At 70.2% G+C, this 13,444-nt stretch carries 13 protein-coding genes; 3 read left to right on the top strand and 10 right to left on the bottom strand.

What is annotated here, in order from left to right:
• Positions 1–692: 692 nt before the first annotated feature.
• The 10 genes from ACXR8F_RS18775 to ACXR8F_RS18820 form a co-directional block, all read right to left on the bottom strand.
• Positions 693–968, bottom strand: a complete 276-nt coding sequence (locus ACXR8F_RS18775; RefSeq protein WP_458802812.1) for a hypothetical protein — start codon at positions 966–968, stop codon at positions 693–695.
• An 85-nt stretch (positions 969–1,053) separates the two neighbouring features.
• The gene (locus ACXR8F_RS18780; RefSeq protein ID WP_458802814.1) at positions 1,054–1,797 is read right to left on the bottom strand and encodes an SDR family NAD(P)-dependent oxidoreductase; all 744 of its coding nucleotides are present in this window, start codon (positions 1,795–1,797) and stop codon (positions 1,054–1,056) included.
• Positions 1,794–3,035: a sialidase family protein gene (locus ACXR8F_RS18785; RefSeq protein WP_458802816.1), complete on the bottom strand. Its 1,242-nt coding sequence runs from the start codon at positions 3,033–3,035 to the stop codon at positions 1,794–1,796. The genes ACXR8F_RS18780 and ACXR8F_RS18785 overlap by 4 nt, the downstream gene beginning before the upstream one ends.
• Positions 3,032–3,847, bottom strand: a complete 816-nt coding sequence (locus ACXR8F_RS18790) for an HpcH/HpaI aldolase family protein (RefSeq protein WP_458802818.1) — start codon at positions 3,845–3,847, stop codon at positions 3,032–3,034. The genes ACXR8F_RS18785 and ACXR8F_RS18790 overlap by 4 nt, the downstream gene beginning before the upstream one ends.
• Positions 3,844–4,836 (bottom strand): aldo/keto reductase, encoded by a 993-nt coding sequence (locus ACXR8F_RS18795; RefSeq protein ID WP_458802819.1) that lies wholly within the window; start codon positions 4,834–4,836, stop codon positions 3,844–3,846. Before ACXR8F_RS18795 ends, ACXR8F_RS18790 begins: the two co-directional genes overlap by 4 nt.
• The gene (locus ACXR8F_RS18800) at positions 4,833–5,681 is read right to left on the bottom strand and encodes an ATP-binding cassette domain-containing protein (protein WP_458802820.1); all 849 of its coding nucleotides are present in this window, start codon (positions 5,679–5,681) and stop codon (positions 4,833–4,835) included. Before ACXR8F_RS18800 ends, ACXR8F_RS18795 begins: the two co-directional genes overlap by 4 nt.
• Positions 5,674–6,516: an ABC transporter ATP-binding protein gene (locus ACXR8F_RS18805; protein ID WP_458802822.1), complete on the bottom strand. Its 843-nt coding sequence runs from the start codon at positions 6,514–6,516 to the stop codon at positions 5,674–5,676. Before ACXR8F_RS18805 ends, ACXR8F_RS18800 begins: the two co-directional genes overlap by 8 nt.
• The gene (locus ACXR8F_RS18810) at positions 6,513–7,454 is read right to left on the bottom strand and encodes an ABC transporter permease (protein WP_458802824.1); all 942 of its coding nucleotides are present in this window, start codon (positions 7,452–7,454) and stop codon (positions 6,513–6,515) included. The genes ACXR8F_RS18805 and ACXR8F_RS18810 overlap by 4 nt, the downstream gene beginning before the upstream one ends.
• Complete coding sequence (locus ACXR8F_RS18815; RefSeq protein WP_458802826.1) at positions 7,451–8,383, bottom strand: ABC transporter permease; 933 nt, start codon at positions 8,381–8,383, stop codon at positions 7,451–7,453. Before ACXR8F_RS18815 ends, ACXR8F_RS18810 begins: the two co-directional genes overlap by 4 nt.
• A 38-nt stretch (positions 8,384–8,421) precedes the next feature.
• On the bottom strand, positions 8,422–10,050 hold the full coding sequence (locus ACXR8F_RS18820; RefSeq protein ID WP_458802828.1) for an ABC transporter substrate-binding protein: 1,629 nt from the start codon (positions 10,048–10,050) through the stop codon (positions 8,422–8,424).
• A gap of 248 nt (positions 10,051–10,298) precedes the next feature.
• Here ACXR8F_RS18820 and ACXR8F_RS18825 point away from each other — a divergent pair, with 248 nt between their 5' ends.
• From ACXR8F_RS18825 to ACXR8F_RS18835, 3 genes are read left to right on the top strand one after another with little or no spacing between them, the layout of a single operon-like run.
• The gene (locus ACXR8F_RS18825) at positions 10,299–11,639 is read left to right on the top strand and encodes a four-carbon acid sugar kinase family protein (protein WP_458802830.1); all 1,341 of its coding nucleotides are present in this window, start codon (positions 10,299–10,301) and stop codon (positions 11,637–11,639) included.
• Entirely contained in the window at positions 11,636–12,643 is a 1,008-nt protein-coding gene (gene pdxA, locus ACXR8F_RS18830) for a 4-hydroxythreonine-4-phosphate dehydrogenase PdxA (protein WP_458802832.1), read from the top strand. Before ACXR8F_RS18825 ends, pdxA begins: the two co-directional genes overlap by 4 nt.
• A gap of 10 nt (positions 12,644–12,653) precedes the next feature.
• Positions 12,654–13,442 (top strand): DeoR/GlpR family DNA-binding transcription regulator, encoded by a 789-nt coding sequence (locus ACXR8F_RS18835; protein WP_458802834.1) that lies wholly within the window; start codon positions 12,654–12,656, stop codon positions 13,440–13,442.
• Positions 13,443–13,444: the final 2 nt, after the last annotated feature.

A 13,444-nucleotide genomic window follows, 5' to 3' on the forward strand; every position in this document is an offset into this window, starting at 1 on the left:
GTCGCCGGCGACAACGCGCCCTCGGCAAGCTCACCCCCATCGAGTTTGAGACCATCAACCAAGCCGCTCACGCGGCCTGAAACACCACACCCCGCGTGACAACCAGATCGTCAGCAGTCCCCTCCAGAACTCAGCGCTGTGCTCCTCGTATCTCAGCGTTTTGTCAATCGTTGTCGTCATCGAAACCATCCCCCTCACGTCATTCACCCTTCACCGACCCAAACGTGACTTCTAGGGCCAAAGGTCCCATCGCGACGCGGCGACCCAAGGTTTGCCCAGGGGTGCCTCGCTGGCTGCACCCGACCCGACGGGCGCCGTAGACGACCGGGTGACGTTCATGCGCACCCAGGTGGCGGTGGCAAGGACGGGCTGGTCCCGAACGCCCAGTACTCGGTGGACAACCCGTGGGGCAGGCCTGACGATGGTCCTGCCCGTGCGCGCCAGCTACCGGTTCTACGTGCAGGCCGTCAACGCCGTCGGTTCCGGTTTCCCTCTCGGCGAAGTCCAACCTTGTGGCGGGGCGGTGACCGGGTAGACCGCGTGACCGGACCACCGACGCCGCATCCCATCCCTTCGCGACAGGGGTGGGATGGGGTGCGCCTGCCCCGGAGTGACGCGCTCTCACCTCAGGAGTGCACAGTGCATCGCGCACGTCCGCAGGAAACGCGCACCTCTGTCGGGAGCGGCGACTCTCAGCGGTACCAGGCGCTCCCGGTGACGGCCGCGAGCAGCTGCATCGGCACCGAGATCGTCACGAGCAGCACCCCCAACCAGCGCGGGCAGCGCACTGCCACCGACGCCACCGCCGCGAGCAGCCAGAGGGCGGCGCGCGGGAGCAGCGGCATCATCCAGCCCGCGAGCACTAGCCCGACGACGAAGGCCAGCTGCTCCCGGCTCGCCTCGTTGTCCACCGTGAGGGAGTTCCACCACCCCCTCCGTCCCGTGAGTGCGCGCGTGGGTTCGCTCATGTCGTGCTCCTTGCCCCTGTATGCCCTGTAACCCCTGCCTCGGGCCGGCGTCGGCCGGGGCCACCACCCAAGCGCGTCGGAGCCCTCAGGGGAGCGAAGCGCCCCCACAGATCGCGAGCGTCTGGCCGGTCACCATGGCGCCGGTCGGCTCGAGCAGGAAGCGGGTGAGCGCCGCGACCTCCGTCGGCTCGACGAGGCGCCCGAGCGGCGGCACGACCGGGGGCACGGAGGAGCGGTTGGGGTCATCAAGCATCGCCGTACGCGTGGGGCCGGGGGCGACGACGTTCACCGTGATGCCGCGGGGTGCGAGCTCAGCTGCCCATGCGCGGGCCATCGCCGCGAGCGCCGCCTTCGTCGCGGCGTACTGGCTCTTGCCGGGCACGCCGGTCATGGTGCGGCTGCCGACGAGCACGACGCGGCCGCCGTCGGCGAGCACGTCGACGAGACCGCCGACGACGAGCTCGGCTGCGCGCACGTGCACGGCCCACATCCGCTCGCCCTGCTCCGGCTTCAGGTCGCCGACGCCAGCCGAGTACTGCAGGCCGGCGGCGTGGACGATCGCGTCGACACCGCCGGCCGCAGCCTCGCGAACCGCGCGCACGGCCTCGTCGGCCGAGATCACGTCAGCCAGGTCGCACGGCACCCACGTGGCAGCGTCCGACAGCCCACCGCGCGAGCGGCTGAGGCCAAGCACGCGCCACCCGACGCCGACGAGGTCGTCGGCGATCGCGAGGCCGATGCCCGAGCTGGCTCCCGTGACGACCGCGCTGCGTGTTCCGCGCTCGTCGGTTGCACTGGGAGCCGGCCCGGGCGGCGTCAACTCGGTCACCGGGATGGGGACCGGCGATACGCGCGGACGAGCTCGGCGGGCAGGTGCACGTGCTTGATGGCGCGGCGGTGGTACGTGTAGGCGACGTGCAGGTCGCCGTCCGGGCCGGGCAGCACCGAGGGGTAGGACAGCTCGCGGTTGAGCCCGTCGCGCGAGTTGTTCGACATGCAGTAGCCGTCACCCCTCTCGAGGTCGACGAGCACCGGCCACGTGCGGCCGTCGTCGGGGCTCAGGCCGAGCGTCATCGGAGCGCGCGGAGCACCCCAGAACGCGGTGCGGCGTCCTTGGGCCTCTGCCTCCTCTGGCGAGGGCTCTGCGACGACGGGACCGTCGAGACCGTCGACCACCCCCTCGTCGTCGATCTCGTCGTAGAGCGAGACCCGCCGTTCGGTGGCGTCCAGGGACGAGCTGTTGTTGAACACGAGCGCCACCTCTCCCCCACCCGTCGCGACTGCCTGGATCGACGAGTTGTTGTTGGGCAGCTGCGTCGGGGTGGGCTCGGCCCACGTCACGCCCTCGTCGGTCGAGGTCGTCTCCCAGACGTGGTCGGCCCAGCGGCTGCGGAAGCAGGCCCACAGTGAACCGTCCTGCCGCACGACGATGTTCATGTGGACGCAACCGAGCGAGCCAGGCACGGGGGCCTCGCTCCAGGTCGCGCCGCCGTCGTCACTCCACCAGACGCTGGAGGTGTCCTCGTTACCGACCCACTTCTCACCCGGCACTGTCACGCAGTTGAAGACCGGAAGCAGGATGCGCCCGCTCGCGAGGACGACGGGTGGCTGGCGCACGAAGACGCCACCGGCATCGGTCGCCGGCAGCAGCACCCTCGGCGGCCCCCACGTGTGGCCGCCGTCGTGCGAGACCCGTCGCCGTACCTCGGAGGTGTCCTGGTTGCCGGCGAGCTGCGCGGTGTAGAGCAGCCAAACGTCACCGTCGGGCTCCGTGAAGAGGATCGGGTTCTGCTCTGACCTCGTGGGGTCGTCGCTGAGCGGAACGGGGTCGAGCCACGTGTCCGAACCGGACGGCATACGCGAGAGGTAGACCGTGATGTCGCTGACCCCCTCTTGCGTGCCACCGAACCACACGCACGCGAGGTCGCCGTTCGGCAGCCACGCCAGGTTGGCCGCGTGGCACTGCACCGTCGGGGTGGGGGTGTATGCCGTGTGGCCGCCCCCGTCACGCGGGCGCAGCACGCCGTCGGTCGGCAGGGTCTCGGGGGCGGAGCCGACGACGCTCACGACTCACTCCGGGCCGCCTTGAGGTGGGCCGTGGAGGCCTGCTCGAGGTGGATGAGGTCGGACGAGACGGTTGCGAGGGTGAAGCCCTGGCCGAGGCGTTTGGCCGCGACCTCACCGCTCGGCGTGTGGAAGCCCGCGGCGATGCCGGCGTCCTGTGCCGCCCTGAGGATCCGCTCGACGGCTGCCTCGAAGACGTCATCGACGGCGGGGTCGGTCGAGGTCGCGCCGCCGACGGCGAGGCGCAGGTCGGAGGGGCCGATGTAGAGGCCGTCGATGCCGGGCGTGGCCGCGATCGCCTCGACGTTCTCGAGGCCCTGCGGCGTCTCGATCATCGCGAGCACGACCGTCGCCTCGTTGGCGTCGGCCGGGTTGGGGCCGATGCGCAGCTGCGAGCGCATCGGCCCGTAGGAACGGACGCCCTCCGGGCCGTACTTCGCGAACGACACTGCGCGAGCAGCGTCCTCGGCGTTGTTGACGAGCGGCACGATGACGCCGGCGGCCCCGGCGTCCAGCGCCTGCCCGATGAGGAACGGGTCGTTCGCGCCGACGCGGACCATGCCGACGGACTCGCCGCCGGCGTCGATCGCCTGCATGCCCGACAGGATGCCCTTGTAGTCGAGCAGGCCGTGCTGGGCGTCGAAACACACGTAGTCCCAGCCGAGCCGGGCGAGTCGCTCGGTCGACACGGGCGAGTCGATGATGACCCAGTAGCCGAGGATCTGCTCGCGGCCCCGGACACGCCGGGCGTAGTCGAGCACGCGGGCGCGGCTGCGTTCCACCGCCGTCTGGCCGGCGCCCCCCAGGGCGCTCATCGGTTGTACCCCGGCATCGAGCCGGCGAGAGCCAGGCCTGCCTCGTCGCACGCGGCGACGACGTCGTCGGGGAGCGGACCGGCTTGTGCAGCAGTGATGTTGGCCTCCAACTGGTGTGGTTTCGAACCCCCGAGGAGCACCGACGACACGACCGGCTTGCTCAGCAGCCAGCGCAGCGACAGCTCGGGGAGGGTGATGCCGGCCTCCGACGCGATGGCGCCGAGGGCCTCGATGACCGCGAACGTCTCGGCGTTCCAGTAGCGGTCCTTGTACATGGTCGCGAGCGCGGAGGAGCCGAAGCGACCCTCGCCCGGGGACTCGGTGAACGAGTGGCGTCCGGTGAGCAGGCCGCCACCGAGCGGGTTGTACACGATCGTGGCGAGGCCCTTTGTCGTCGCGAACTCGGTGTACTCGGCCTCGATGCGGCGGGCCACGAGGTTGTAGAGCTGCTGGGCGAGGATCGGGCGCGGCGTGCCGAGGGCGTCGCACGCGGCGAAGACGTCACCGATCTGCCACGCCGAGAAGTTCGAGACACCGATCGCGCGGATCTTGCCCTCCTCGACGAGCTCGCGCAGCGCAGCGACGGTCTCGTCGATCGGGACCGAGCGGTCGGGCTGGTGGAGGTAGTAGACGTCGACGTGGTCGGTGCGCAGCCGGCGCAGGCTCGCCTCGAGCGACGAGCGCAAGCCGGCGGCCGACAGCAGCGGCGCCCCTCCCGCGTCGCCGGGGTAGATGCCGGCCTTGGTCGCGATCGTGGCCGCATCACGACGCCCGTCGAGGATGTCGGCGAGCATCTCCTCGCTGCGCCCGGCGGCATACCCGTTGGCGGTGTCGATGGAGGTGATGCCGGCGTCGAGCGCCGCATTGACCATGGCGCGTGCCGTGTGCAGGTCGACGGTGTCGCCGAAGGTCATCGTTCCGAGAACGAGCCGCGGCAGCGGCTTGTCGAGCCCGGGCAGGTCGAGGGTGGGCAGGGTGGAGGTGGTCATGAGGCCTTCTCGGTCTCGGCCGTGCGGGAGGCGGCGATGTGTCGGATGAGGTGGCGCGGCTTGATGCCGGTCATGAGCCCCGGCTCGAGAGCCGACCGCCGCAGGCGCTGGGTGTAGTCCTCCTGCGGACGGGAGAGCAGGTCGTCGGTGCGACCGGACTCGACGATGCGGCCGGCGCGCATGACGATCGTGTCCTGCGAGATGGCGCGCACGACACCGAGGTTGTGCGAGATGAAGAGATAGGTCAGGCCCGTGTCGGCCTGCAGGTCGCGGAGCAGCTCGAGCACCTGCGCCTGGACCGAGACGTCGAGCGCGCTCGTCGCCTCGTCGCAGACGAGCAGCTCGGGCCCGGACGCGAGGGCCCGGGCGATGCCGATGCGCTGCCGCTGACCCCCCGAGAACTCAGGCGGCTTGCGCTCGAGCGCCGACTTGGGCAGCCCGACTCGGTCGATGAGCTCGGCAGCCTTGTCGCGCTGGACCTTTCGCGACTTCTCGCCACGCACCCGCAGCGGCTCGGCCACGATGTCCTGTGCCGTGAGGTGCGGGTCGAGGGAGCCGTAGGGGTCCTGGAAGACCATCTGGACGCGGTGCCGCATCGGACGGAGCTGCTTCTCGGAGAGCTGCGCGAGGTCGGTGCCGTCGAGGTCGATGCTGCCTGACGTCGGCTTGAGCAGGCGCACGAGCGCCTTCGCGATTGTCGACTTGCCGCAGCCGGACTCGCCGACGATGGCGAGCGTGCCGCCGCGGGGCACCGAGAACGAGACGTCGTCGACGGCACGGAAGACCTCCTTGCCGGTGCGGTACTCGACGACGAGGTTGCTGACAGTGAGCAGGTCCTCAGCCATGGCTGGCCTCCTTCACGAGCGTGGGGGCATCGAGCGCGGGGTCGTGCCACGGCCCCAGCTCAGGGATCGCGCCGAGCAGCTTCTGGGTGTACGGGTGCTGCGGGTGGTCGACGACGTCGGTGACGGGACCACCCTCGACGAATGTGCCGGACTTCATGACATGGATCCGGTCGCTCATGAGCCGAGCGACGCCGAGGTCGTGCGTGATGAGCAGCAGCGCGATGCCGGTCTGCTCCTGGAGCTCGAGGAGCAGGTCGAGGATGCCGGCCTGGACGGTGACGTCGAGGGCGCTGGTCGGCTCGTCGGCGACGATGAGGTCGGCGTCGGCCGAGACGGCCATGGCGATGAGGACACGCTGGAGCATGCCGCCCGAGAGCTGGTGCGGGTAGGCGTCGAACTGCTTGGCCGGGTTGCGGATGTGCACCTGCTCCATGAGTGACAGGGCACGCTGCTTCGCCTCGGCCTTGCTCAGCTTCGGGTACTTGACGCGTACGGCCTCGGCCATCTGGCGGCCGACGGTGCGGATCGGGTTGAGCGCCGTCATCGGGTCCTGCGGGATGAGCGCGACGGCTCGACCGCGGAGCGTGTCGATGACCGCGCGGCTGCCCGTGACGTCCTGGCCGCCGATGCGGGCCTCGCCCGAGATGACCGCGAGGTCGTCGGGCAGCAGGCGCAGGATCGCCATCGCCGTCGTCGACTTGCCTGAGCCGGACTCGCCGATGATGGTGACGGTCTCACCCTCGTCGACGTGGAAGCTGACGCCGTCGACGGCGCGCACCACGGAGCCGCCCGTCATCAGCTCGACACGGAGGTCCTTGACCTCGAGAACGCTCATGACTGGTCTCCCTTCGCGCGACGGACGCGGTCGCGCAAGCCGTCACCGACGAGGTTGACGCCGACGACGAGAAGGGCGATGACGATGCCGGGGATCGTGACGAGCCACCACTTGCCGGTGACGAACAGCTCTCGCCCGTCGGAGATGATGCCGCCCCAGGTCGGGTACGGGCGCTGCACGCCGGCGCCGAGGAAGCTGAGGGCGCTCTCGAGGAGCACGGCCTGCGCCAGGAGGAGGAGGACGACGACGAGCACCTGCTGCAGCACGTTGGGGATGACGTGCCGGGCGATGATCGAGACCCGGTGCAGACCGAGCACCCGGGCTGCGGCGACGTACGGCTTCTCCCGCTCCACGAGGACGAGCGCACGCGTGATGCGAGCCGGCTCGGGCCACTGGGCGAAGGCGATCACGAGGGTGATGACGGGGATCGACGGCCCGAACAGTGCGACGACGAGCAGCAGCATGAGCAGCAGCGGCAGCGACATCTGCGCCTCGAGCAGCCGCGACACGATCGTGTCGACCCATCCGCCGAAGTAGCCGGCTGCCGCGCCCGCGGCGATGCCGACCAGCCCCGACACGACGATCGCGAGAACACCGATGACGAGCGAGGTCTGGCCGCCGTGCAGGACACGGCTGAGCAGGTCGCGGCCGTTGGGGTCGGTGCCGAAGAGGTGGCCGGCGCTGAAGGGTGGCAGCGACGACTCCGACAGTGCCCCGACGATCGGGTCGGGCAGCGGCAGCACCTGGGCGAGAGCGACCGGGAGGACGACGAGCCCGGCGCAGACCGCACCGACCCAGATCTTGATCGTGCTGTAGCGGGCGCGTCGCGCGGCGGCGGAGCGGCGCAGCAGCACCTTCGTGACCGCCGAGTCGCGGCCGAGGATCGAGCCGGGGACCTGACTGAGGTCGGGGCTCAGGCCGGGTGTGGAGGTGGTCATGCGCTGGCCTCTCCGAGTCGGACGCGCGGGTCCATGAGCGGGTAGAGGAGGTCGACGAGCAGCTGGACGACGAGCGCCAGCAGCACCGTGACGAGGACGGTGGCCTGGATGAGCGGGAAGTCCCGCTGCTTGAGGGCGTTGACGACGAGCTCGCCGACACCCGGCCACTTGAAGACGACCTCGACGATCACCACACCGTTCAGCATGGCCGCAAAGCGCGTGCCGAGCGCGGTGACGACGGGGATCGCCGAGTTGCCGAACGCGTACCGCCAGGTCAGTGCCCGCTCCGAGATGCCGCGGGAGCGTGCGACCGTGAGGTACGGGGCAGCCAGGTTGACGACCATCTCGCGCCGGACGAGCCGGGAGATGAGCGCGATCTGGAGGATCGCGATCGTCACGGTCGGCAGGACGATCGAGCTGGCCGACGTGAAGCCCGCCGGCGAGAAGATGCCGAGGTTGACGGCGAAGACGATGAGCAGCACGAAGCCGCTCCAGAAGTCGGGCATCGACTGGCCGGCGATCGTGGCGATGTTGGCGCCGAGCTCCTTGGCCGTGTTGGCCCGTCGGGCCATCCACACCCCGAGTGGGATCGCGACCACCGCCGTGACGACGATCGCGGCCACCGCCAGCGTGACGGTGTAGGGCAGGCGCTCCATGACGACCTCGAGCGCCGGGCGCTTGAAGAAGAACGAGGTGCCGACGTCTCCTTGGAAGAGGTGCTGAAGGAAGGTCAGGAACTGCACCGGGATCGACTGGTCGAGCCCGAACTGCTGTCGGATGGCCTCGAGCTGAGCCGAGGTTGGGTTCGGCGGCGCGTAGTTCGCCGCCGGGTCGCCCGGGGCCATCCGCAGCAGGACGAAGACCGTCGCGGTCGCGAGGAACGCGGTGAACACGGTCTGCCCGACGCGCTTAAGGACGTAGTTCAACATGGGATCACCTTGGTGCTGCCGTGAGCCGGGGCTGACGGTCAGGCCGAGACCGAGACCGCGCCCAGGTCGTAGGAGTTGATGGCACGAAGCTTGAGCGTCGCGACGCGCTTGCGTTTGGCGAGGACGTTGTTCGGCGTCCAGGCCCACATGGCCGGCCACAGCGCCCAGATCTTCTCCTGGGCCTGCCCCAGCAGGGCGTCGCGCTTGGCCTCGTCGGCCTCGGCGCCGGCCTGGTCGAGCAGCGACGTTATCTCGGGGACAACGAAACCGTGGTAGGTGTCGCGGGTCTTCTCCTTCTCCGCGGTGCCGCCGTACTGTCCCTGCAAGTTGGTCAGTGCCAGGCCGGTCTGGTTGCCGTAGCCGTTCGCCAGGACGTCCCAGTCGCCGGCCTCGCCGCGACGCCACGCGTTGATCTCGCCGCCCTTGGGGATCATCTTGAGGGTGGCGGTGACGCCGACGGCTGCAAGCATCTGCGACACGGCCTCGAGCACCCGCGAGGCGCCGGCGAACTCGGAGTCCTCCCAGATGAACGTGAGCTTGAGGCCGGCGCCGCCGTTGTCGGCGAGCATCTGCTTGGCCTTGGCCGGGTCGTAGGCGTAGGCGCCCGTCTTGGCGAATCCCGCGAGGGTCTTGGGCACGACACCCTCGGCCGAGGTGACCTGGTTGTTCATCAGGGCCTTGATGAGCGAGTCGTGGTCGATGGCGTACGTCAGGGCCTCGCGCACCTTGGGGTTGGCGAGCGGGTGCCCCGCGGGCTTGCGGAAGTTGTAGAAAAGGTGGATGAGGCGGGTTCCCGGCGTCTCGATGACGTCGACGTCGGAGTTCGACTTGAGAGATGCCGCCGACTCGGGCGTGATCGTGTCGATGACGTCGGCCTGGCCGGAGGTGATCGCGATGACCCGTGCACCCTCCTCCTCCTGGTAGGAGACGTTGACCTCCTGCAGCTTGGCCTTCTCGCCCCAGTAATTGTCGTTGCGGGTCAGCTTGTAGGTGCCGGTGCCGGTGTCGGCGGTCGTGATGACGAACGGACCTGTTCCGAGGCCGTTGCTCAGCTCCTCGGCCTTGTTGTCCTTGGCCGGTGTGATGAGGATGTTGGACATCAGGGAGTCGAGGGTGACGACCGGCGTCTTCGTGGTGAGCACGAACGTCTTGTCGTCGACCTTCTTGAAGCCCGGCTGCTCCGGGAACTGCGACGCGACGTAGCCCGCCTTGACCTCGAAGTAGAGCTTCAGCGCGGTCTCGACGTCCTCGACGGTGACCGGCGACTTGTCGGAGTAGTGGATGTCGCTGCGCAGCTTGACGGTCCACTCGGTCGGCTTGGTCTGCTCGAACGACTCGGCGAGCACCAGCTCGGGCTTGAGGTCGTCGCCGATCTTCGTCAGCGCCTCGCGCACGGCACGCTGGACGGTGACGGCGGCGTCGTACTGGTTCAGCTTGTTGTCGAGGCTGACCAGGTTGCGGTTCAGCACGATGCTCAGGGTGCCGCCCGCCGCACCCGCCCCGGCAGTGCTCGCGGAGTTCGCGGTCTTGGGCCCGGTGCAGGCGGCGAGTGCAGGAGCGAAGAGCGCTCCGGCGCCGGCCAGCGAGGCGAGCTTGAGGATCGAGCGACGCGAGACCTCACGCGTCGGCTGGTCAGACGGGGGAAGCAGTGCAGGCTGCTGGGGCATCGGGACTCCTCATTGAGCGGTGGCCTCTCCGTCGGTGGCGCACGGTGCGCCCCTAGGGTTCACCAACCTTCGCACCATTGCGTGATTCGCGCAATACCTGTAGCGTTTTTTGTGAAGGGACGGTTTGGCACACGCCGTCGAGGTTCACCCCGACAGCCAACAGCAAGACCTTTCACCCCATCGGCAAGGTCGCCAATCTCCTTGTCTTACAAGCATTATTGACCTTGAGCGCATGGTGAGGAGGAGAGATGGATGCACCGGCCCTGGCGGTCGTCGCGGATGACCTGAGCGGCGCTGCAGAGTGCGCAGTCCACGCGCTAGTGCGTGTTTCGCGCAGCCACGTGACACTCGCCCCCTCCCCCGACGCCCACGGCAACAGCACCGGTGCGGCTCCCACGGAGTCCAGGGCGACGGTCGTCACCGTGGACACCGACTCCCGACGCCGCGGCGCCGACGCAGCCGTGCGCGCGGTGCGCGCAGCAGCGCCCCTGGTCGCGCCGGCCGCGATCGTCGTCAAGAAGGTCGACTCACTGCTGCGTGGGCACGTCGGCGTCGAGGTCGCCGCCCTGGCGGAGGAGCTGCAGCGCGTACCCGTCGTCGCCGTGGCCAACCCGAGCCTGCGGCGCGTCGTGCGCAACGGCGTGCTTCACGTCGGCGACACCCCCCTGCACGAGACGGACCTCTGGGCCGTCGAAGCCATGCCCGCACCGGCGACCGTGGCCGAGGCCCTGCTCCCGCTGCGCACCTTCCTGGTCCCCCAGGCAACGGTCGCCCGCGGCGTCGACGCCGTCGCCGAGGCTCTGGCCCGGGCGCGCACCGTCGGCCACGTCGCCGTCTGCGACGCAGCCACCGAGAGCGACCTCGAGGTCATCCACGCCGCCGCGACCCGCACACCCATGGCGCTGCTCGTGGGGTCGGGGGCCATCGCCGCCGTCGCTGCCCACGCCCTCCCCGGCGAGGTCTCGGAACCCGACTCCGACGCGCACGCGTACGCCGGCGACCCGCGGCCGGGCCACGGGGTACGGCCACTGGGTCCGGCGGAGTCGGTGCTGTTCGTGCTCGGTACGCGCGCACCAGGGCTCGCCGACCAGCTCACGCACCTCGTCGCCGGGCACCGCGCGCACGCCGTGCTCGTCCAACCCGACGCCCTGCTCGTCGACCCCGAGGCCGTACGCGTCCAGCTCGCCGGGCACGCACCGCTCGGAGTTGTCGTCGTCGCCCTCGACCCGAACGCACCCACCGACGCCACCCGCTCCCGCCGCCTCACGGAGTCGCTCGCCGACGTGGTCGCCCCGGTCGCCGACGCGTACGACGCACTGTTCCTCTCGGGCGGCGAGACCGCACGAGCCGTCCTCGACCGGCTCGGGGTCCGCGAGCTCGAGGTCGTGGGCGAGGTCGAGACCGGCACCGTCGTCAGCACCCGCGCGGGAGGCGGGACCGTCGTCACCCGTCCCGGCAGCTTCGGAGTTCCCGACTCCCTCGTGCGCGTCGCCACCCACCTTCTCGGCCGCGACCACCCGGCCGCTGCTTCCCCAGCAGCCGCTCCAACACCCACCACCACCAGCGCCCCCACCAAGGAGATCCCATGAGCGCCGTCCTTCCCCGCATCGCCGTGACCATGGGAGACGGCGCCGGCATCGGCCCCGAGATCATCGTCAAGGCCCTCGCCGACCCGCAGGTGGCCACGATGGCGCGCGTCGTCGTGGTCGGTGATGCCCTCCGCCTCAAGCAGGCGGCCGCCCTCGCCGGCATCGCCGTCGACATCGCGACGGTCGAGGACGTCGAGGAGGCGAGCGAGATCCCCGGGCGGGTCAACGTCATCGACCTCGCGCTGCTGCCCGAGGATCTCCCCTTCGGCGAGCTCTCGGCGACGGCCGGCGACGCGGCGTACCACTACATCCGCGTCGCGTCCGAGCTCGCCATGGCGGGCAAGGTCCAGGCCATCTGCACCGCGCCCCTCAACAAGGAGGCTCTCCACGCCGGGGGGCACGTCTTCCCCGGCCACACCGAGCTGCTCGCCCACCTGACCGGCACGCCCGAGGTGTCGATGATGCTGTCCACCGAGAAGGTCAAGGTCATCCACGTCACCACCCACATCGGACTCATCGACGCCGTCAACCGCATCGAGCCGGGACTCGTGGAGCGCGTCATCCGCCGCGGCCACAAGGCACTCGTGGACGCCGGCAACCCGAACCCCAAGATCGGCGTGTGCGGCATCAACCCGCACGCCGGCGAGAACGGCCTCTTCGGCTACGGCGAGGAGGAGGCGAAGATCAACCCGGCGGTCGAGGTGTGCCGCGCCGACGGCATCGACGTGCACGGCGCCCTGCCGGCCGACACCCTCTTCTTCCTCGCCGGCCGTGGCGACTACGACCTCGTCGTCGCGATGTACCACGACCAGGGCCACGGCCCCGTCAAGGTGCTCGGGCTCGAGGCCGGCGTCAACGTCACCATCGGCCTGCCCGTCATCCGCACCTCGGTCGACCACGGCACGGCGTTCGACATCGCCGGCACCGGCGTCGCCGACCACCGCTCCATGATCGAGGCGCTGCGTCTCGGCGCGGAGATGGCGCCGCGGCCCGTGGACGCCTAGGGTGCCCAGCGTGGCGAAGCACACCGCACAGACGCGTCGGGGCGAGATCGTCCGCCTCGCCACCACCAGTGGGCTCGCGAGCGTGGAGGAGCTCTCCGACCAGCTCGGCGTCACGGCGTCGACGATCAGGCGTGACCTCGCCAAACTGACCGCCCAGGGCAAGCTGGCCCGCACCTACGGCGGCGTCATGAGCCTGGCGCACCACCCCGAGGCCTCGCTGCGCCAGCGTCTCGGCGAGGCGCACGCGGCCAAGCGCGACATCGCCCGCTGGGCCGCCGACCAGATCGAGTCGGGCGAGACGATCCTGCTCGACGCGGGCTCGACGATGGGCGCCCTCGCCGACGCCATCACGAAGACGCCCGACCTCACCGAGCTGACCGTCGTCACGGCCGGCATCAGCGCGATGGGCACCCTCACCGACAGCGCCGGCATCGACGTCATCGCCCTCGGCGGACGGTTGCGTCCCCTGAGCCAGGCGTTCGTCGGCCCCCTGGCTGAGGCGGCGGTGCAGCGGCTCAGCTTCGACCGCGCCTTCATGGGGGCCGACAGCGTGCACGCCGAGCGCGGCATCTGCGAGGCCGACCTCGAGCAGACCCGCCTCAAGGAGCTGATGATGAGCCGGGCCGAGCACACTTACGTGCTGGCGCACGCCGACAAGCTCGGCCAGTCTCCCTTCCACGCGTGGGCGGTCATGCCCAGATCGTGGACGCTCGTGACCGATCATTCCGCCGATGCGATTGCGCTGCAGGCCTTCCGCGACAACGGCGTCGAGGTCGTGGTGGCCCCACGCCGCGACTGACC

The organism is Terrabacter sp. AAH1 (genome assembly GCF_054456855.1).